The sequence below is a fragment of the Pseudomonas sp. NPDC087639 genome, from assembly GCF_044743385.1.
In the GTDB taxonomy this organism is placed as follows: Bacteria; Pseudomonadota; Gammaproteobacteria; order Pseudomonadales; family Pseudomonadaceae; genus Aquipseudomonas.
In genome coordinates, this window is sequence record NZ_JBIUWI010000017.1 from 30,938 (window position 1) to 49,895 (window position 18,958).

The following is an 18,958-nucleotide window of genomic DNA, read 5'->3' on the forward strand; positions in this document are numbered from 1 at the left end:
CAATTAAGCCGATTCCTCTTGTTTTGTAAGAAAAAATACCGCTGTGTAAGACGCCTCGTCCGGTCGCTTGAATTAATTGTCATTCTTGCGGCTTTTTTAGGTGCCGCTGCGGTCAAGATGTTTCAACCGATTCAATTCAGGGAGTGACGCTATGAGTGAACGCCGGGCACTGTTGATTCTGCATGGCAAGCAGGCACTCAACGAGGCGGTTCGCGCCGCAGTCGAGGACAAACGCAAGCAAGGCTGGGAATTGGCAGTGCGTCTGACGTGGGAGGCAGGCGATGCCCAACGATGGGTGGAGCAAGCGCTGGCGGATGGCTATCGGCAGATCATTGCCGGTGGCGGAGACGGCACTTTGCGCGATATCGCCGAAGCTCTCGCGGCGCATCCGGGGAAAGCCAGTCTGGTACTTTTGCCCTTGGGGACTGCCAACGATTTTTCCCGCGCAGCGGGAATCCCGCTGGAGCCGGCCGAGGCGCTTGAGCTTCTCGATGTACCCGCGCGTGATATTGATCTGGGTGAAGTGGGCGGGCAGATTTTTCTCAACATGGCCACCGGTGGTTTTGGCAGTCAGGTCACGGCCAATACTTCAGAGGATCTGAAGAAAGTGCTGGGCGGTGCGGCCTATCTGTTCACCGGTCTGTCACGATTCAGCGAGTTGCATGCCGCATATGGCGAGTTGCAGGGGCCGGACTTTCACTGGAGCGGTGAGTTGCTGGCATTGGGGATCGGTAATGGTCGTCAGGCGGGAGGCGGGCATGTGCTGTGTCCGCAGGCACTGGCCGACGACGGATTACTGGATGTCAGCATCTTGCCAGCGCCACAGGAGCTGGTCGGCACGTTGAAGAGTCTGCTGAGCGACGGTTTTGGCATCGACAACATGTTTGTGCGAACCCGTTTGCCGTGGGTCGAAATCAAGGTCGCCGAGGGGCTGTACATTAATCTTGATGGTGAACCGCTGGAAGGCGAAAACATGCGATTCGAGGTAAGGCCTGCGGCGTTGCAGGTGCACCTGCCGAAGGACTCGCCTCTGTTGACCGTCAAGCAGCCTCTCAGTCGTCCAGACTGATGATCTGTTCGCGCACGGCGAACAGCACCAGGCCTGCCACATCGTAGATTTGCAGACGCTTCATGATTTGCGAGCGGTGGGTCTCGACGGTCTTGATGCTCAAGCCCAGGCCGTTGGCAATTTCCCGGGTCGATTTGCCCCGCACGATCAAGCGCAGGATTTCCAACTGTCGGGCGGTCAGATTGTGCGAGTCGGCGATTTCCGGCTGTTGCTTCTGATTGCGGGTCAGCGCCTGGGTGATCACGGTGTGGGCGATGGCCGGACTCAAGTAACGCTCGTTGTTGCGCAAGGCTTCCAGCGCGTGCTCGAGTTCGGTGGCGGTGGTGTCCTTGAGCAGATAACCGTGGGCGCCGGACTCCAGCGCCTGCATGATCAGCGCGGGGTCCGTGTGCATCGACAGGATCAGCACTTTGCTCTGCGGACGCACCCGCTTGAGCCGCTGCAGGGCTTCCAGGCCGCCGGTTTCTTTCATGGATATGTCCAGCAGCACGATATCGGGGCTCAGTTGCTCGACCATCTCGAGCAACTGCGAGCCGTCGTTGGCCTCGCCAATCACTGCGTAACCGGGAATATCCAGCACCAGAGCGCGCACGCCGGCCCTGATCAGCGAGTGGTCATCCACCAGAAGTAAGTTACAAGTCAACGCATAACCTTATTCGTACTGGCCCGCTCGAGTGCGCGGGGCGCCCAGGGGAAAAGTGCTTCGATTTGAGTGCCTTTGCCCGGTTCGCTAATGACGCTCAGGGTGCCACCCAATTGTTCGATCCGTTCGGCCATCCCGGCCATGCCGCGTTGTCCTTCACGACCCGGATTCGCGGCCGGAGCGAATCCCTTTCCGTCATCGCTGATCAGCAATGTCAGGCCTTTTGGCAGGCGTTGCACGCGTATCAACAGATTTCTTGCCTGCGCGTGTCGCAGGATATTGGTCACGGCCTCTTGGGTAATGCGAAAGGCAGCGACCGCCATTTCTTCCGGAATGCCGTTGAGGCGCTGCTGGCAATCGAGACTCCAGTGCACGCTGGTGTTGGTCAAAGTCTTGAGCAGGTGCGCACGCAGGCTGGCCTCAAGACCGAGGCTGGTCAGTTGACGTGGATTGAGAATGGCCGAGACATCGCGCACCTTGTTCAATGTTTCTTCTAGGGTGTCGCAAAGCGCCGTGCATTGCTCCTGCAAGTCTTCCGGCATGCGCCGTTTAAGCCAGTCGCTCTGAAGTTTGGCGGCCGTCAGCAGTTGGCCGATATCGTCGTGCAGCTCCCGGCTGAGGCGATGGCGTTCGTTTTCCTGGACTTCCAGCAGGCGGTCAGCGAGTTCTTGCGGCTGGAATTTGATCGATTTGCGCGACAGCCGATATTGCACCCAGACGCAGGCGGTGGCGGCGATGTTCAGCAGCAACAGTCCCAGGCCGATCTGTGTGGAAAAACCATAGGTCAGCAGGCTGCCAAGTGTGGCCGCGATACACAGTATGAGCGTGAACCGGCGTGCATTTTCCCGGGAGGGTGGCCATGTTGTGATCGACTTGAGGCTGGCGTACATAACGGATGGAGCCAATGGATTTTCGCTGCGGGCAGACCGGCCGGTGGCTGGCGGGTCTCTGTCTGAAAATGCTGTCAATTATGTTATTGAATTCAACGTGGTTCAGTGTACGTATTTTGACTGCCAACTTCGTAGATGTCTTTCTCTGAAGTCACTGTGCCATTAACTAGAAGGCAACTAGTGGGCGGCATAATACCACTTAAGATACCGTTGGTCGCGTTCGCTATATATGTCCAATGAGCCAGCAAATACGCCATGTTGGACGCGAGTTCCATAACTGGGGGAAATCGATTTATTGTCATCGATAGATATCGGTGTTGCCTGAAGTTGGGTTCTTTAGACACAGGCAAACCCTGAGCCCGGCTGGAAATATTCGCCTCTGTCAGGTGTGATTATTTAATTCGATTTGTCGCTGGCAGGTATGAACTGTTCAATTGCGACATTGGACGATGCGAACGGCGATCTTGTCAGCGGTGGATCACACCCTATCAGGCCTGGCGCTCCGAAAAGGACAAGAGGGGCAAGCGTTTGGCTGTGAGCGCTGGTTGGAACTCGGGTTGACCAACTTGAAAGGCGAAGGCCTCGATCAGCAAGGTTTGTTCACTGTTATCGAGGCTCAGTTGTCCGGTGTTCTGGTCGACCAGTTCAAGTTGCCAGGCCATCAGTGTGAAGCAATCCTTCAATGCATCCAGGGCCTGTTGGTGCAGGTCGACGTGGTCCTGAGCCAGATTGAGCAAGCCGTAAATATGCAGGGAAAACTCGGAAATCGCTTCAAGCGCCAGGGCTTCAGCTCTGCTGGCAAGCTTGAGGAGCGTGCTGAGCATGCAGTCGATGGCGTCCTTGTCGTTGCTGATCAGTTGCAGATGACTGAGGCATTCTTCGGACTTGGCCAGGAGCGTTTCAGCTTCGACAAGAAATTCGGGGAACCGTTGCGCCCACTCTTTACGGTCGATTGGCATGCTTATCTCCACAACGTCATGTCTGATGAGGGAATGCCGTGTGTGACGACGATCGTGAATCGTCGGGAGATCGCGCCCAGACGTGCAGGTACACAGGCTGAGAGGTTCCAGAGGGTTTGTTTCCGCTGAACTGCGATCGCACACAATAGCCTGACTCCGTTCATGCAATGAGAATGGCGTCACATTAATGGCTATTGGATATTGCGAATATCAGGTTGGGCCTGATTGTTACTAGGGGAATCCCTTAGGCGCGGGAACCTACCGTGCAAACCGAGGTCGCGCCGCGAAGACTTTAGCAGATGAAAAACACGGAGCCAGTAAAGCATGATGTTAATGTGACATCAATGCCCTGATGTGGCATTTTGATAGTGATTTCTGCGGGGATCAAGATTCAGCATTTACAGCCGATAACACCTCTTAGTGAATTCATCAGAACAAGCCCAGGAGTCATTGATGGCCGGCATTCTCGACACGGTAGACCAACGCACGCAACTGGTGGGTGAGAATCGCCTGGAAATTCTCATGTTCCGCCTGGCCGGACGGCAATTGTTCGCGATCAACGTGTTTAAGGTTCAGGAGGTTCTGCAACTGCCAAAGTTGACCCTCATGCCTCAGCGTCACCCGTTTGTCTGCGGTGTGGTCAATCTGCGCGGGCAGACCTTGCCGGTGATCGACCTTTCGCAAGCGATCGGCATGCGTCCACTGGTACCCGGTCCGAACAGCACCATCATCGTCACTGAGTACAACCGCTCGGTGCAGGCCTTCCTCGTCGGTGGTGTGGATCGCATCGTCAACATGAACTGGGAAGCCATTCTACCGCCGCCAACCAGTGCTGGCCGCCAGCACTATCTGACCGCGATCAGCAAAGTTGACGATCAGTTGGTGGAAATCATCGACGTCGAAAAAGTGCTCGCCGAAATCGTTCCGTACAACGCCAAGGTATCGCGCGACAAGCTCGATGATCCGGTGCTGGAACGTGCCCGGGGCCGAGAAGTGCTGCTGGTGGACGACTCCAACGTGGCACTCTCGCAATTGCGTGACACGCTTGGCCAGCTCGGCGTGAAAATGCACATTGCCAGCGATGGCCTGAAGGCGCTGAACATGCTCAAGGCCTGGGCCGACACCGGCGTGAACATGACCGACAAACTGCTGATGGTGTTCACCGACGCGGAAATGCCGGAGATGGACGGCTATCGCCTGACCACCGAAATCCGCAACGATCCACGCCTGCGTGGGCTGTACGTGGTGTTGCACACCTCGCTGTCCGGCAGTTTCAACGACTCTATGGTGAAGAAGGTCGGCTGCGACAATTTCCTCTCCAAGTTCCAGCCGGACAAACTGGTCGATGTGGTTCGCCAGCGTCTGATGCTCGATGAAGTGCCGGCCTGATAGCCCTGCTCAAAGGCTGACTTCATGTCAGCCTTTGATTCGTTGATGAAGCTCGTATAGGGTGGCGTTTTTTACCCATCAGGGAGCTGGCCATGCTGCGTCTGAGCGCGCTTTATCGTTACCCGTTGAAATCCGGCAAAGGCGAGGTTCTGCAAGGGATCAGCCTGGACAAGCTGGGGCTTGAGGGTGATCGACGCTGGATGCTGGTGGACGAAGCCAGCGGGCGTTTCCTGACTCAGCGCGCAGAAGCGAAGATGAGCCAGTTGTCGGCACTGTGGAATGCCCACGGCGGACTGACGCTCAGCGCACCTTCGCATGCGTCGATTGAAATCGCCGTGCCGGACAGCGGTGCCGAACTGCGTGGTGTGACCATTTGGCGTGACACCTTGCGGGTGCCGGACGCTGGCGATGACGCAGCGAAGTGGGTCAGTGATTTCATCGGTAAGCCGACCCGTCTGGTGCAGGTGCCTGTGGATCGTGCGCGTACGACGCAGGCTGGTTACGGCAAGGAGGACGATCAGGTCGCATTCGCCGATGGTTTTCCGTTGTTGCTGATCGGTGAAGCGTCGCTGCAGCACCTGGCGCAACAGGTCGGACGGCCGCTGGAAATGCTGCGTTTCCGGCCGAATCTGGTCATTGAAGGCAGCGACGCGTATGCCGAAGACAGTTGGAAGCGTATTCGTATTGGCGATGTCGAGTTCCGCGTAGTCAAGTCGTGCTCACGCTGCATCCTCACCACCATCGACCCGCAAACGGGCGAGCGCAGCGCTGATCGCGAACCGCTGGCGACGCTGCAAAAGACTCGCGCGCAGGCCGATGGCGCGATGTTCGGGCAGAATCTGGTGAATGACAGCAATGGTCGTCTTGAGGTCGGGATGCCGGTGGAAATTCTCGAGTAACCCAACCCTGAAATGAAAAATGCCCGTGTCTTTGGACACGGGCATTTTTATTACGCCGGGGGAAAGCCGTGGACTCAGCCGCGGTATTCGCACAGGTAAGCGGTGTCGACTGCGACTTTCAGCTGGAACTTGCTGTTGGCCGGTACGTTGAACTGGCTGCCGGCGGCGAAGGTTTCCCAATCGTTGCTGTCGGGCAATTTGACGCTCAGTGCGCCGGAAACAACGTGCATGATTTCACGCTGGGCCGTGCCGAATTCGTATTCGCCCGGAGCCATGACGCCGATGGTCGCCGGACCTTCAGCAGTGCCAAAGGCGATCGACTTGACGGTACCGTCGAAGTACTCGTTGACTTTAAACATGGGCGATTCCTCGAAAAGGGCTAAAAAGTGGGGCGGCCAGTATGCACAAGGCCATTAACGCCGTCACGCCCCTAAAGCGGCAGAACCAGCGGCAGCAAGCGTGCGGTATTGCGCGCATCCTCCAGCGCCCGATGTTGCTGACCGCTGAACTGCATGCCGGCCAGTTGCAGCGCGCCGTTGAGCCCCAATGGCCGTTCCAGGCGCCGGGCCTTGGCGAAGCGTTGCTTGAGGTTCATATGCGGCACCCGGCTCAAGGCGCTGTCAAGTTGTAGCCGCTGCCATTCCTGCAATAACTGTTTGCGGTCGTAATCGCCCCAACTCGCCCAGCCTTCAAGACGTGTCTGATGCTGACCAAGCCAGCGCTCGAACGCTGGCCAGACCTCCGTCAAAGGCTGCGCCGTGTCGATATTGGCCTGGGTGATGTGCGTGAGTTCACGACAAAACGGCGTCAGCAATGGCCGACGTGTGGGTTTGACGAAACGCTGAAAGTGATCCTGTTCGCGCCCCGCACGATCGACCAGCGTGGCGCCGATTTCGATGATTTCCATTTCCGTAACCGGCCAGCCACCCTCGTCGGTGGTGGCTTCCAGATCAATGACCAGCCAATGGGGCATCGCAGGCTTCCTGATTTCCGCGTCCTGATAGATCAGAGCGTAGTCAAACCCTGCGTTTGCGCCTGGCGACTCACTCTACCTGCAACAGAACCTGACGATTTTTTACCTGATCGCCGACCTTGACCTGCACCCGCTTGAGCACGCCGTCGATGCCGGCCTTGAGCGGGTGCTCCATTTTCATTGCCTCCAGCACCACCAGCAATTGACCCTTGCTGACCGCGCTGCCTTCGCTGACCAGTACGTCGACGATGGCGCCATCCATCGGCGCCTTCAAGGTGCCGGAGCTGACGCTGGTCTGACTGCCGATCACGGCATGAGTTCGATCCTCCAGGCGCAGGCTGCCGGGATGGGTGAACAGCCAGAGTTGCCCGACATCGAGGCGATAGGCGTGACGTTGGCGCAGGCCGTCGATTTCCAGCGTGACCGATTTTTCGCTGTGATTAATCAGTTTCAGTTCAAGGGAGCGTTCCGCGGTTTGCACCTGAATCACCTCTCCCGCGAGCTTGAGCAGTTGCACGGTCCAGTTCTGCTCATCGAGGCCAAGCCGATAGTGCAGCGGTACATTGGCGTTGTTGCGCCAATGGCTCAAGGGCGCTCGGTGCTGTCGAGCGGACGCCTGGTAAAACAGCACAGCGGCAATGGCAAGTTCTTCGGCACTCGGTGTGTAAGGGTGCAGGCTTGGGTGATCGCTGAAGTGCCGAGGAATGAATCCGGTACTGAATTCGCCGCTGATGAACTGCGGATGTTGCAGCAGGTTGTCGAGTAATCGCTGATTGCTTTGCACGCCCAGCAAGACGCTATCCTGCACCGCACGCAGCAGTTTGCGCCGCGCCTCTTCACGGGTAGCGCCGTGAGCGATCAGTTTGCCGAGCATCGGGTCATAGAACGGGCTGACCGATTGCCCTTCGAACAGGCCGTGATCGATTCGTGCGCCGTGCTCAAGCGCCGGTTCCCATGCTTCGATGCGGCCGGTTTGCGGGAGAAAATCTTGCGTCGGATCTTCGGCGTACAGCCGTACTTCCATCGCATGACCATGGAGTTGCACTTGCTCCTGGATCAACGGCAGCGGCTGCCCCTCGGCGACCGATAATTGCCAGGCGACCAGATCCAGCCCCGTGATCAATTCAGTCACCGGATGTTCCACTTGCAAGCGGGTGTTCATCTCCAGAAAGTAGAACTGCCCGCGCGCGTCGAGCAGGAACTCCACAGTGCCGGCGCCGACGTAACTCACCGCGCGCCCAGCCTTGAGCGCCGCTTCGCCCATGGCCTGGCGCAACTCGGCGGTCATGACCGGGCAGGGCGCTTCTTCAATGACTTTTTGATGGCGCCGCTGGATTGAGCAGTCGCGTTCGCCAAGGTAGATCAGGTGGCCGTGGTGATCGCCAAACAGTTGCACCTCGACATGTCGCGGTTCGATCAGTGCTTGTTCGAGGATCAATTCGTCGCTGCCAAATCCATTGAGGGCTTCAGAGCGGGCGGTACGCAGTTGTGCAGGCAGCTCGTCAGCGTTGTGCACAAGACGCATACCGCGCCCGCCGCCGCCGGCGCTTGCCTTGATCATCAGCGGGTATCCGATGCGTTCGGCTTCGCGCAGCAACGTTGCATCGTCCTGTTCTGCACCTTGATAACCGGCAATGCACGGTACGCCGGCATCGAGCATGGCGAGTTTCGACAGGCGCTTGCTGCCCATCAATTCGATGGCGTCGGCGCTCGGACCGATGAAGATCAGCCCGGCCTGTTCGCAGGTTCGGGCGAATTCGGCGTTTTCCGAGAGGAAACCGTAGCCGGGGTGGATTGCATCGGCCCCGCTGCGGCGAGCCGCGTCGAGGATGGCGGGGATGTTCAGATACGACTGCTGCACCGGCGCCGGGCCGATGTGCACGGCTTGATCGGCCATTTGCACGTGCAGTGCATCGGCGTCGGCATCGCTGTAGACGGCGACGGTGCGATAGCCGAGGGCTTGGGCGGTGCGCTGGATACGGCAGGCGATTTCACCGCGGTTGGCGATCAGGATTTTGTGGATGGCGGGCATGGGCTGTTCCCTCGAAAGTTGCGGTGTATGTGCTGGCCTCTTCGCGGGCAAGCCCGCTCCCACAGGGTCAGGTGGCCCACCCGGGTTTGCGTTTTTGCATGAACGCCATGGTTCCTTCGATTCCCTCGGCACCCGTCACCGCGTCGCTGAACCACTGCGCCGCCTCATCCAGCAGCTCACTCGATGGCTGCCCGGCACTGGCCAGCAGCAGTTGTTTGGTCATGGCATTCGCCTCTGGTGCACAGCACAAAACATGTTGCAGCACCTCATCCAACCGCTCGGCCAACGCTTGTGCATCCTGCTCGACAAAATGCACCAGCCCCAACCGCCGAGCCTGATGGCCGTCGAAACGCGCAGCGGTGAGGGCCAGTCGTCTGGTTTCAGTCAGGCCGATGCGTTGCACCACAAACGGGGCGATCTGCGCCGGTAACAGACCGAGACTGGTTTCCGGTAAGCCGAACTGCGCTTTGTGGTCGGCAATTGCGATGTCGCTTACGCAGGCAAGACCGAATCCGCCGCCCATGACCGCGCCTTGCAATACGCAGATCAGCACTTGCCGCGCGTGCTGAGCTTCTTCGAGCAGCGCGCCGAACGTCCGGTTCAAATCACGGTAAGCGTCGGCTCCCTGGGCGCGGGCACTGGCCATGTCCTTGATGTCGCCGCCGGCACAGAAATGTCCGCCGCTACCGCTGAGCACCAGGGCCCGAACAGTCCGGTCATCGTGAACGGCCGCCAACACGGCGCGCAATTCGGTGACCATCTGCAGGCTCATCGCATTGCGGCTGTCCGGGCGATTGAGGGTGATGTGCAGTACGCCGCCATGCAGCTCCAGCAGCAGCGTCTGGCAAGCGGGCAGGGTGCTCATTTCTTTTTCCCCGGCAAAATACCCATCAGTTTGCAGATGATCCCCAGCATGATTTCGTCGGCGCCGCCGCCAATGGACACCAGTCGCACATCGCGATAGGCGCGGGCCACCGGGTTGTCCCACATGAAACCCATGCCGCCCCAATATTGCAGGCAACTGTCGCTGACTTCGCGACCAAGGCGCCCGGCCTTCAGCTTGGCCATCGAAGCGAGGCGGGTGACGTCCTGGCCTTTGATGTACTGCTCGGTGGCCTGATAGACCAGCGCTCGCAGGCATTCGATTTCGGTCTGCAGTTCGGCGAGGCGGAAGTGGATCACCTGATTGTCGATCAGTGCACTGCCGAAGGTCTTGCGCTCCTTGCAATACTCAATGGTGCTGTCGATGCAGTATTCCAGGCCCTTGATCATGTTCGCCGCACCGAACAGACGTTCCTCCTGAAACTGCAGCATCTGCATCATGAAGCCTGCGCCTTCGTGACCGATGCGATTGCGCTGCGGCACGCGCACGTCGTCGAAAAACACTTGGGCGGTTTCCGAACTGCGCATGCCGAGCTTGTCCAGATGCGAACTGAGGCTGATCCCGGGCGTGTTCATCGGCACCATGATCAGTGACTTGTTGATGTGCGGCTTGTCGTCCGAAGTGTTGGCCAGCAGGCAGATGAAATCGGCGCTCGGCGAGTTGGTAATCCACATTTTGCTGCCGTTGATCACGTAGTCGTCGCCATCCTTGCGCGCGCTGGTCTTGAGCCCGGCAACGTCAGAGCCGGCACCGACTTCGGAAACTCCGATACAGCCGACCTGCTCGCCGGTGATCGCCGGACGGAGGAATTCTTCGCGCAGTTCATCGGAGCCGAAGCGCGCCAGCGCCGGGGTACACATGTCGGTCTGCACGCCGATCGACATCGGAATGCCGCCGCAGTGAATGGTGCCGAACTCTTCGGCCGCGACAATCGAATAGCTGTAATCGAGGCCCATGCCGCCGAATTTTTCCGGTTTGGAAATCCCTAGCAAACCGAGTTCGCCAGCCTTGCGGAAAATCTCGTGGATCGGAAAGCGTCCGGCCTTTTCCCATTCCTCGACGTGCGGATTGATCTCATGGTCGACGAACTGGCGGACGGTGCGGCGCAGCGCTTCGTGTTCCGGGGTGAAGATCATTTTTATTGTTCTCCGTAAGATCCGTGGCGGTCAGAACCGGCTGACGCCGAAGCTGTTGGGTTGCAGTGCGCGAATGTCCGCTTCGTGACAGATATCCAGCAGGTAGCCGAGCAGGGTGCGCGTGTCGCGTGGATCGATCAGCCCGTCGTCCCACAGGTTGGCGCTGCCATACAGCGCGGTGGATTGGCTGTCGAGTTTCTGCGCGGTGACCTGTTCGAGCATGTCGAGCATTTTTGGATCAGGCACCAACCCGTCCTTGAGCTGTTTGGCTTCGGTGACGATGCGCAGCACCTTGCCGGCCTGGGCGCCACCCATCACCGCCGTACGGCTGTTGGGCCAGGCGAAGATGAACCGTGGATCGAGACCGCGTCCGCACATCGCGTAGTTGCCGGCGCCGTAGGAGCCGCCGACGACAATCGTCAGTTTAGGCACCCGTGCGTTGGCCACCGCTTGAATCAGTTTCGAGCCGTGTTTGATAACGCCTTGCTGCTCGGATTCGGTACCGACCATGAAGCCGGTAGTGTTGTGGAAAAACAGCAGCGGCGTCTGGCTCTGGTCGCACAGCTGGATGAACTGCGCAGCCTTGCTCGCGCCGTTGGGGGTGATCGGGCCGTTGTTGCCGATGAAGCCGCAGGCGCGGCCCTGGATTTTCAACTGGCCGCAAATGGTTTGCTGATCGAACTCACACTTGAATTCGAGGAACTCTGATTCATCGGCGATGCGCGCGATGATTTCGCGCACGTCATAAGGCTTCTTCGGATCGTCCGGGATCAACCCCAGCAGTTCGTCGATGGGGTAGAGCGGCTCCTTGTACTGCGGTTCCGGCAGCCACGGCAGTTGTTCATTCCACGGCAACATGCGCAGGATTTCGCGAACCTGACGGACACCGTCGGCATCGTTCTCGGCCAGGTATTCGGCAGTGCCGGCGACCTGTGCGTGCATCTCGGCGCCGCCCAGTTCTTCATCGGTGGCCACTTCACCGGTCGCCGCTTTGAGCAGCGGAGGGCCGGCGAGAAACAGCTTGGCTTTGCCGCGCACCACCACCACGTAATCCGACAGCCCCGGTTGATAAGCGCCACCCGCCGTGGCCGAACCGTGAACCACGGTAATCTGCGGCAAGCCCATCGCCGACATGCGCGCCTGATTGGCAAAGCTGCGCGCGCCTTCGACGAAAATCTCCGCCGCGTAATTGAGATTGGCGCCGCCGCTTTCGGCCAGGGTGATCACCGGTAGTTTGTTTTCCTGGGCGATCTGTTGCAGGCGCAGGGATTTTTTCAGGCCGCTGGGCGAGATCGTCCCGCCCTTGATCGCGCTGTTGTTCGCCACCACCATCGCGCGAATGCCCGACACGTAACCGATGCCGGCAATCAGCCCGCCACCGGCCGCGCTGCCGTCCTTGTCATCGTGCAGTTTGTAACCGGCGAGGCTGGCCAGTTCGAGGAACGGCGCGCCGGGGTCGAGCAGCAGGTTCAGGCGTTCGCGCGGCAGCAATTGCCCGCGCTTGTCGAATTTCGCCTTGGCTTCAGCGGCCTTGTTCAGCAAGTTCTGTTCGAGTTGTTGCACTTGCTCGATGGCCGTAAGCATCGCCGCACGGTTGCGGGCGAATGCTTCGCTGTGCGGATCGAGTTGGGACTGGATCTGCGCCATGGCTTACTCCTTGTCCTTGAGTACGTCCGGAAGGTACGCCCGGTGGAACCCGTTGTACGACTCGCTGTGCGTCGCCTTGTGCAACGGCCATGCCCGACTGCCGAGACTGGCGGCGCCGTCGATTTTCAGCGTGCTGCCACTGATGAATGCCGCTGCCGGACTGAGCAGAAACACAATCGCCGCGCTGACTTCCGACTCGGTGCCGATGCGTTTGAGCGGCACATGTTCGCGCAGGGTCGGGATCACCGCTTTGAACGCGCCTTCGTAGGTGTCCATGCCGCTGGACGCAATCCAGCCCGGCGCAACCGCGTTGACTCGCACCCCGGCATAACCCCACTCGAACGCTGCGGTCTTGGTGAAGTTGTCCATGCCCGACCGTGCCGCGCCGGAATGGCCCATGCCGGGCATGCCGCCCCACATGTCGGCGAGCATGTTGACGATGTTGCCGCCGTGCTTGCTCATCGACTGGTTGAACACTTCCCGCGCCATCAGGAAACCGCCGACCAGATTGGTGCGCAGCACGGTTTCGAAACCTTTCTGATTGATAGAAGCCAGCGGCGACGGGTATTGGCCACCGGCGTTGTTGACCAGTCCGTGGATCGGCCCATGTTCTGAGATCAACTCGGTGACCAGCAGTTTGACGGCTTCTTCATCGCGGATATCGCACGCTTTCCAGTGCGCGCGACCACCGTCGTCGGCGATCTCGGCAGCGACCTTTTGCAGCTTTTCCGGCTTGCGCCCGACCAGCAGCACATTGGCGCCGAGGGCTGCGAGCTCATGGGCGGTGCAGCGACCGATGCCGCTGCCGCCACCGGTGACGATGATGGTTTGGCCGCTGAACAGATCGGCTGTGAAAATCGACGCGTAAGCCATGCAAACAATCCTCTAGTCGAACTGCTCGGCGATGCTCTGTGGCACCGGGATCTGGATTTCCAACAGTTGCTGGGCGAAGGCTTTGCCTTGTGGATCGATGCGCAGACTGGCCACGCCACCGCCGCCGAGGGCGTTTTCCAGGAGAAAATTCAGGCTGTGGGTGCCGGGCAAATACCAGCGTTCGACCCGACCGTGAATCGGGTCGAGGACATGGCTCATCCAGTCGACGATGACCGCCGGGGTCAACGCTTCGGCGATCCACGGCAGGTATTCGGGCCGGCGTGGCAGGACGCCAATGTTGCTGTGGTTGCCCTTGTCACCGGAACGCGCCACGGCCAGTTTCACCAGCGCAACACTGGCGTCGGCGCGGCCTTGAGGTTTGGGGGGTTGATCGGCGATTGGCAGATCGTGGCTGTCGAGTGCGGTCAGTGAGGGCAGGGCGCATGGGTGTTTTTCACCGGCCATTTCGACGTGCAGCGCGCAGGCACTTTTGTCGATCAGGAACGAAAACAGCCGGATCACCGGATAGACCGTCGGCCGTCCGCCGACGATGCCGGTCAGCCCCGGGGCCATGCCGGTCGCGGCCTGGGCGATTTCCCGGGAGAACACAATCAGCGCCTGTTTGTGCGGATGGCGCACCGCAATTTTTATCACCACTTCGCGGCTGTCGCGCCGCTGGCCGTGGGGGCCGTAAGTGGCTTCGCTGCCCAGAAGTTCAATGTGGGTTTCGCTATAAGGCACCCAGCCTCGTTGACTGAACATCTCGGCGGTCTTGTCGATGATCGCCTGGCTGACGCGTTGTGCTTTTTCCACCGCGTCGATGCCGGCGATCAGGCAACTGGCGGTGCAGCGGAAGCCGTCCGGCCAGGTGGCGCTGACTTTGTATTTGTCGCTGGCAGGCAGACCTTTGGCGCCGTGCACATGCACTGCGTTTCTACCTTGTTGCTGAAGTTTGACCTGACTGAAATCGCAGACCACATCGGGCAACAGATAGGCCTGCGGATCACCGATTTCATAAAGCATCTGCTCGCCAACGGTCAGCGGCGTGACCAGTCCGCCGGAGCCTTCGGGTTTGCTGACGATGAATTGGCTGTCGGCGCTGACTTCTACGATCGGGAAACCGATGTGCTCGTAATCCGGCACGTCGCGCCAGTCGGTGAAGTTGCCGCCGGTGCATTGCGCGCCGCATTCGATGATGTGTCCGGCCAGCGCGGCCTGGGCGAGTTTGTCGTAGTCGTGCCACGACCAGCCGAATTCATGCACCAGCGCTGCGCTGACCACGGCGCTGTCGACTACCCGGCCGGTAATGACGATATCGGCGCCCAGTCGCAGGGCTTCGACGATGCCAGGGGCACCGAGGTAGGCGTTGGTCGATACGCACATCGGTGGCAGAGGGGCGCCGGTGAACATTTCGCTGATGCCGGTGAGTTGTTTGAATTGCGGTTGCAAGTCATCGCCCAGCAGGACGGCGATTTTCAGTTCGACGCCGGCCTTGTCGCACGCCGCTCGCAGCGCCGTAGCGCAAGCCTGAGGGTTGACCCCGCCAGCATTGCTGATGACGCGGATTTTCTGCTCGGCCAACTGTGGCAGCAGCGGCGTCAGCACGTCGACGAAGTCACCGGCGAACCCGGCCTGCGGGTCTTTCATGCGTGCGCCGGCCATGATCGACATGGTGATTTCGGCCAGGTAATCGAACACCAGGTAATCCAGGCATCCTCCCGCCACAAGCTGCGCGGCGGCGGTTGACGTGTCACCCCAGAAGGCACTGGCGCATCCGATGCGAACGGTTGTGGGCATTTTTGTCTCCGACTCAGGAACCTGCGACAGAAGTGTCTGGAGGCTACCAAGCAAGCGCTTGGTTTGTAAACAACTGAAACTATCTTCTACCCAAGCGCTTGCTTGGTCGCCGTCGGCGGCTTAAATTGCGCGCAACCCTGCGGTTTCAGGGGGCAACAGACTGATCGACTGTAGGAGAGAACGGGTGGACGAGCAAAAAGCCCTGAGGGTCATGCGCGAACTGGTCGACGACGGCCAGTTGACCGACCCGGACAGCGCCCGTGGCAAATTGCTGCAAGTGGCGGCTCACCTGTTCCGCAACAAAGGCTATGAGCGCACCACCGTGCGCGATCTGGCCGGCGCGGTGGGCATTCAGTCGGGGAGCATTTTTCATCACTTCAAAAGCAAGGATGAAATCCTGCGCGCGGTGATGGAAGAAACCATCCGTTACAACACTGCCTTGATGCGCGCAGCGCTCGCCGACGCGAGCAATGTCCGCGAGCGGGTGTTGGCGCTGATTCGCTGCGAATTGCAGTCGATCATGGGCGGCAGCGGCGAAGCCATGGCGGTGCTGGTCTACGAATGGCGCTCGTTGTCCGAAGAGGGCCAGGCCAAAGTTCTCGCGTTGCGCGATGTTTATGAAGACATCTGGCTGCAAGTGCTGGGCGAGGCCAAGGACGCCGGATTTATTCGCGGCGACGTCTTTATTACCCGACGTTTCCTCACTGGTGCATTGTCCTGGACCACCACTTGGTTCCGTGCCGGCGGCAGTTTGAGCCTGGATCAGTTGGCCGATGAGGCGCTGATTCTGGTTCTTGAAGAGCGTTGAAGCACTTTCTATCGGGTCGGGAAACTGGCTAACTGGGCGAAACCGCCTAGCTTGAATGCATTGATCGGTACTTTTTCGGGGAGTGGGGTGTTTTGAAGTCTTCGCCAATTCGGACGGCCGCGGGGTTTTTGCTCGCAGCGCTGGCTGCAATATGGGTAATGCCCACACAGGCAGCGCAATTGGTGCGGGTGGGCGCGGCGCATTTTCCGCCCTACACCGTTCGCCCGGAAAACGGTGCCGACACCGGTCTCTTGCCACAATTGGTCGAGGCGTTGAATCGCCTGCAAAGCGACTATCAGTTCGTGCTGGTACCGACTTCGATTCCCCGGCGTTTCGGTGATTTCAAGCAGGGACGGATCGATATGGCGATCTTCGAAAACCCGGAGTGGGGCTGGAAGGAGATTCCCCACACCGACGTCGACATGGGGCTGGAGGACGCTGAAATTTTCGTCGCACAACGGGAAGAAGGGCGCAAGGAGAGCTATTTTGCCGATCTCACCGGCAAGCGTCTGGCCTTGTTCAGTGGTTATCACTACGAGTTCGCCAACTTCAATGCTGATCCAAAATTCCTTGCCCAGAACTTCAAGGCAACACTGACCTATTCCCACGACAGCAACCTGTTGATGGTGCTGCGCGGGCGCGCGGATATCGCGCTGGTGACCCGCTCCTATCTGAGTGATTACCTGCTGCGCAACGAAAAGGTGCGCGATGAGTTGCTGGTGTCGCAGCGAATCGATCAGGTCTACCACCACTACGCAATTCTTCGTCCAACCGCACCAATAACCGGTGATGCGTTCGGCAAACTGCTGAAAGGTTTGCGCGACAACGGTGAGATGCTGAAAATCTTCGATCCGTACCGGATTGCGGTAGTGCCGGTGCCCCATCACTGAAGCACTGATTGCTGCCCAAGCCTAAATTTCTCCGCTCGGCTCACGTCCCATCGTTGAACTGTCGACGATTATCGTGAGCCCGACCCATGTCCAATCTGAATGACCTGACTGCCCTGGCCTTGCCTTCGGGCAGCCAATTGGTAGCCGATGCAACCGAAAGCCGTCTGAGCCTGAGCCTGGATGGGCAACCATTGATTCGCCTGCGACTGGATCGTGAGGCCAAAGGGCCGATCCAGATCGATGAGCGTTTTGCCCTGCCGCCTGGCCAGGCGCTATGGGCTGCCTGTTACTGGCTGTTTGCGCGGGACCCGGAGTGCCAGCAATTGACCTGGCAACTCGATCAGCCACCGACCGAAGCTTTACTCAGTGGTTTGTTGGTAAACACCGATGTGCCCGGTGAATACCGCTGCGATCGCACGCTGTTCTGGCAACTGCCGCAACCTTGGCTCGGCGCGTCGCTCACTGGCAGCTATCCGCAGCAAATGGTCATCAGCGGTGGCAAGCGCCATCCGTTGCGACCGGTGAAGCCGCGCGGTGAGGTTTACCGGCGTTTTGATGCTCGTCTTGGCGCATGGATTTCCCTGCGCACGGTTGAGATCGATGAAGACCTGCCGCGTTTCAATCGCTGGCAGAACAGTCCGCGGGTGGCCAGTTTCTGGCAGGAAGAGGGCAGCATTGAAAAGCATCGCGAGTACCTGAGCAAACTCGACGCCGATCCGCATGCGCTGACCTTGATCGGCTGTTTCGATGATCAGCCGTTTGCCTATTTCGAAGCTTATTGGGCCAAGGAAGATCGCATCGCACCGTTCTACGAAGCCGACAACTACGACCGTGGCATTCACATGCTGGTAGGGGAGGAGGATCACCGCGGTCCGCACAAAGTAGCGAGTTGGTTATCGGCGCTGGTGCACTACCTGTTTCTGGATGACCCGCGCACGCAGCGCGTGGTTGCCGAGCCGCGTGCCGACAACGCGAAGATGATCGGCCACATGCAGAATCAGTGCTTCCATTGCGAGAAAGAGTTCGACTTCCCGCACAAGCGCGCGGCCCTGATGATCTTGGGGCGTGAGCGGTTTTTTGATCGCTGCAAATTGGCTTGAAGCAAAAGATCGCAGCCTTCGGCAACTCCTGCACGGGTATCGCGTTAACCCTGTAGAAGTTGCCGAAGGCTGCGATCTTTTTTGTGCGGACAACTCGGTTTCAGCGACGACCCACAGCCACCGCATCCCGACGACTGCCCGACACCTTGCGGCAGTGCACCAGAGCATCACGAATCATGAAGTTGACCAGGGTCGGCGAGACGCCGAGTTCCTTGGCGATGTCCTTTTGCGGCACGCCGTGCAGGCGGTACATCTCGAATGCATAGCGAGTGCGGCTGGGCAGCTCGGTCAGTGCATCGGCAATGTTTTCCAGGGTCGAGAAGTTGATGTGCGAGGTTTCCGGCGAAGCACCTTGAATGACCACGTTCAGCCCTTCCTCTTCAGGGCCGGAATACTTCTGCTCCAGCGCCTGTTTGCGGTAGTGATCGATGGCGAGGTTGCGCACGATCTGGAACAGATAACTCAGTTGAGCCTTGATCGACGACGTGATCGGTGGTGCTGATTGCAGTCGGAAAAACGCATCCTGCACGACATCCTCGGCACGCGAGCGGCAGCCGGTAATGCGCGCTGCAATCTTGACCAGAATCAGTCGGTTGTCGACAAAAGCCTGGAGTAGCGGTGAATCGCACCTGCTTGTGGATACTTGTTCCGTCATGGAAATCACCTTGCTGCCAATTGGTTCGTGGGACGCCGGGGAGAGGAGGGGCGCCCTACACATCGAGCGACAAATTATGTTGAATGATAATGATTGTCAAATGAGAAAGAGAAGTAATGCTCTGAATTATTGCGATCTGAGAACTGCGACACGCCGCCGCACCCCGGCCCCATTGACGATCCAGCCTGCCGACTAATTATTTCAAGACGTCATCCGTTCTCATTGGTGAATGGTTCCGGATAAAGAGTCCCGGCCAGACAGCATTCCCATGCCTTGCGCGGTCGGCGTAGACCGCGTCCTGCATGCCCTCGAAGG

Annotated in this window: 18 protein-coding genes; 6 read left to right on the forward strand and 12 right to left on the reverse strand. The window is 59.1% G+C overall.

Features of this window, described 5'->3' with window-relative positions; genetic code table 11:
* The first annotated feature begins 151 nt into the window (after positions 1 to 151).
* Positions 152 to 1,069, forward strand: a complete 918-nt coding sequence (gene yegS / locus ACIOVB_RS09805; RefSeq protein ID WP_401267153.1) for a lipid kinase YegS — start codon at positions 152 to 154, stop codon at positions 1,067 to 1,069.
* On the opposite strand, the gene ACIOVB_RS09810 is transcribed toward yegS, so the two are convergent.
* The 3 genes from ACIOVB_RS09810 to ACIOVB_RS09820 form a co-directional block, all read right to left on the reverse strand.
* Positions 1,053 to 1,712 carry a response regulator transcription factor gene (locus ACIOVB_RS09810; RefSeq protein WP_187679548.1) on the reverse strand — a complete coding sequence of 220 codons (660 nt, stop codon included), beginning with the start codon at positions 1,710 to 1,712 and terminating at the stop codon, positions 1,053 to 1,055. The genes yegS and ACIOVB_RS09810 overlap by 17 nt on opposite strands.
* Positions 1,709 to 2,602 (reverse strand): sensor histidine kinase, encoded by an 894-nt coding sequence (locus ACIOVB_RS09815; protein ID WP_401267229.1) that lies wholly within the window; start codon positions 2,600 to 2,602, stop codon positions 1,709 to 1,711. The genes ACIOVB_RS09810 and ACIOVB_RS09815 overlap by 4 nt, the downstream gene beginning before the upstream one ends.
* Positions 2,603 to 3,090: 488 nt before the next feature.
* Positions 3,091 to 3,561, reverse strand: coding sequence for a hypothetical protein (locus ACIOVB_RS09820; protein ID WP_187679547.1), 471 nt, complete (start codon positions 3,559 to 3,561; stop codon positions 3,091 to 3,093).
* Between the two features lie 453 nt (positions 3,562 to 4,014).
* On the opposite strand from ACIOVB_RS09820, the gene ACIOVB_RS09825 reads away from it, so the two are divergent.
* On the forward strand, positions 4,015 to 4,950 hold the full coding sequence (locus ACIOVB_RS09825) for a chemotaxis protein CheV (protein WP_003226705.1): 936 nt from the start codon (positions 4,015 to 4,017) through the stop codon (positions 4,948 to 4,950).
* A gap of 92 nt (positions 4,951 to 5,042) precedes the next feature.
* The gene (locus ACIOVB_RS09830; RefSeq protein WP_187679546.1) at positions 5,043 to 5,849 is read left to right on the forward strand and encodes an MOSC domain-containing protein; all 807 of its coding nucleotides are present in this window, start codon (positions 5,043 to 5,045) and stop codon (positions 5,847 to 5,849) included.
* Between the two features lie 74 nt (positions 5,850 to 5,923).
* On the opposite strand, the gene ACIOVB_RS09835 is transcribed toward ACIOVB_RS09830, so the two are convergent.
* The 8 genes from ACIOVB_RS09835 to ACIOVB_RS09870 all read right to left on the reverse strand — a co-directional run bounded on the left by ACIOVB_RS09835 (position 5,924) and on the right by ACIOVB_RS09870 (position 15,190).
* Complete coding sequence (locus tag ACIOVB_RS09835) at positions 5,924 to 6,208, reverse strand: pyrimidine/purine nucleoside phosphorylase (protein ID WP_169914502.1); 285 nt, start codon at positions 6,206 to 6,208, stop codon at positions 5,924 to 5,926.
* 71 nt (positions 6,209 to 6,279) lie between these two features.
* A complete protein-coding gene (locus ACIOVB_RS09840) occupies positions 6,280 to 6,822 on the reverse strand; it encodes an exonuclease domain-containing protein (RefSeq protein ID WP_187679545.1) in 543 nt (180 codons plus the stop codon).
* Between the two features lie 70 nt (positions 6,823 to 6,892).
* Positions 6,893 to 8,854, reverse strand: coding sequence for an acetyl/propionyl/methylcrotonyl-CoA carboxylase subunit alpha (locus tag ACIOVB_RS09845; RefSeq protein ID WP_401267159.1), 1,962 nt, complete (start codon positions 8,852 to 8,854; stop codon positions 6,893 to 6,895).
* A 67-nt stretch (positions 8,855 to 8,921) separates the two neighbouring features.
* Positions 8,922 to 9,719, reverse strand: a complete 798-nt coding sequence (locus ACIOVB_RS09850) for an enoyl-CoA hydratase/isomerase family protein (RefSeq protein ID WP_401267160.1) — start codon at positions 9,717 to 9,719, stop codon at positions 8,922 to 8,924.
* The gene (atuD, locus tag ACIOVB_RS09855; RefSeq protein WP_401267163.1) at positions 9,716 to 10,873 is read right to left on the reverse strand and encodes a citronellyl-CoA dehydrogenase; all 1,158 of its coding nucleotides are present in this window, start codon (positions 10,871 to 10,873) and stop codon (positions 9,716 to 9,718) included. The genes ACIOVB_RS09850 and atuD overlap by 4 nt, the downstream gene beginning before the upstream one ends.
* A gap of 30 nt (positions 10,874 to 10,903) precedes the next feature.
* Complete coding sequence (gene atuC, locus ACIOVB_RS09860) at positions 10,904 to 12,520, reverse strand: geranyl-CoA carboxylase subunit beta (protein WP_401267166.1); 1,617 nt, start codon at positions 12,518 to 12,520, stop codon at positions 10,904 to 10,906.
* A 3-nt stretch (positions 12,521 to 12,523) separates the two neighbouring features.
* Complete coding sequence (locus ACIOVB_RS09865; RefSeq protein ID WP_401267168.1) at positions 12,524 to 13,393, reverse strand: SDR family oxidoreductase; 870 nt, start codon at positions 13,391 to 13,393, stop codon at positions 12,524 to 12,526.
* A 12-nt stretch (positions 13,394 to 13,405) separates the two neighbouring features.
* The gene (locus ACIOVB_RS09870; RefSeq protein WP_401267171.1) at positions 13,406 to 15,190 is read right to left on the reverse strand and encodes an acyclic terpene utilization AtuA family protein; all 1,785 of its coding nucleotides are present in this window, start codon (positions 15,188 to 15,190) and stop codon (positions 13,406 to 13,408) included.
* Positions 15,191 to 15,374: 184 nt separating this feature from the next.
* On the opposite strand from ACIOVB_RS09870, the gene ACIOVB_RS09875 reads away from it, so the two are divergent.
* The 3 genes from ACIOVB_RS09875 to ACIOVB_RS09885 all read left to right on the forward strand — a co-directional run bounded on the left by ACIOVB_RS09875 (position 15,375) and on the right by ACIOVB_RS09885 (position 17,988).
* Positions 15,375 to 15,998: a TetR family transcriptional regulator gene (locus ACIOVB_RS09875; protein ID WP_187679538.1), complete on the forward strand. Its 624-nt coding sequence runs from the start codon at positions 15,375 to 15,377 to the stop codon at positions 15,996 to 15,998.
* A 92-nt stretch (positions 15,999 to 16,090) separates the two neighbouring features.
* A complete protein-coding gene (locus ACIOVB_RS09880) occupies positions 16,091 to 16,888 on the forward strand; it encodes an ABC transporter substrate-binding protein (RefSeq protein WP_187679537.1) in 798 nt (265 codons plus the stop codon).
* Positions 16,889 to 16,974: 86 nt separating this feature from the next.
* Positions 16,975 to 17,988 carry a GNAT family N-acetyltransferase gene (locus ACIOVB_RS09885; RefSeq protein ID WP_401267173.1) on the forward strand — a complete coding sequence of 338 codons (1,014 nt, stop codon included), beginning with the start codon at positions 16,975 to 16,977 and terminating at the stop codon, positions 17,986 to 17,988.
* A gap of 100 nt (positions 17,989 to 18,088) precedes the next feature.
* On the opposite strand, the gene ACIOVB_RS09890 is transcribed toward ACIOVB_RS09885, so the two are convergent.
* Positions 18,089 to 18,643 carry an RNA polymerase factor sigma-70 gene (locus ACIOVB_RS09890; RefSeq protein ID WP_064120208.1) on the reverse strand — a complete coding sequence of 185 codons (555 nt, stop codon included), beginning with the start codon at positions 18,641 to 18,643 and terminating at the stop codon, positions 18,089 to 18,091.
* Positions 18,644 to 18,958 lie beyond the last annotated feature (315 nt).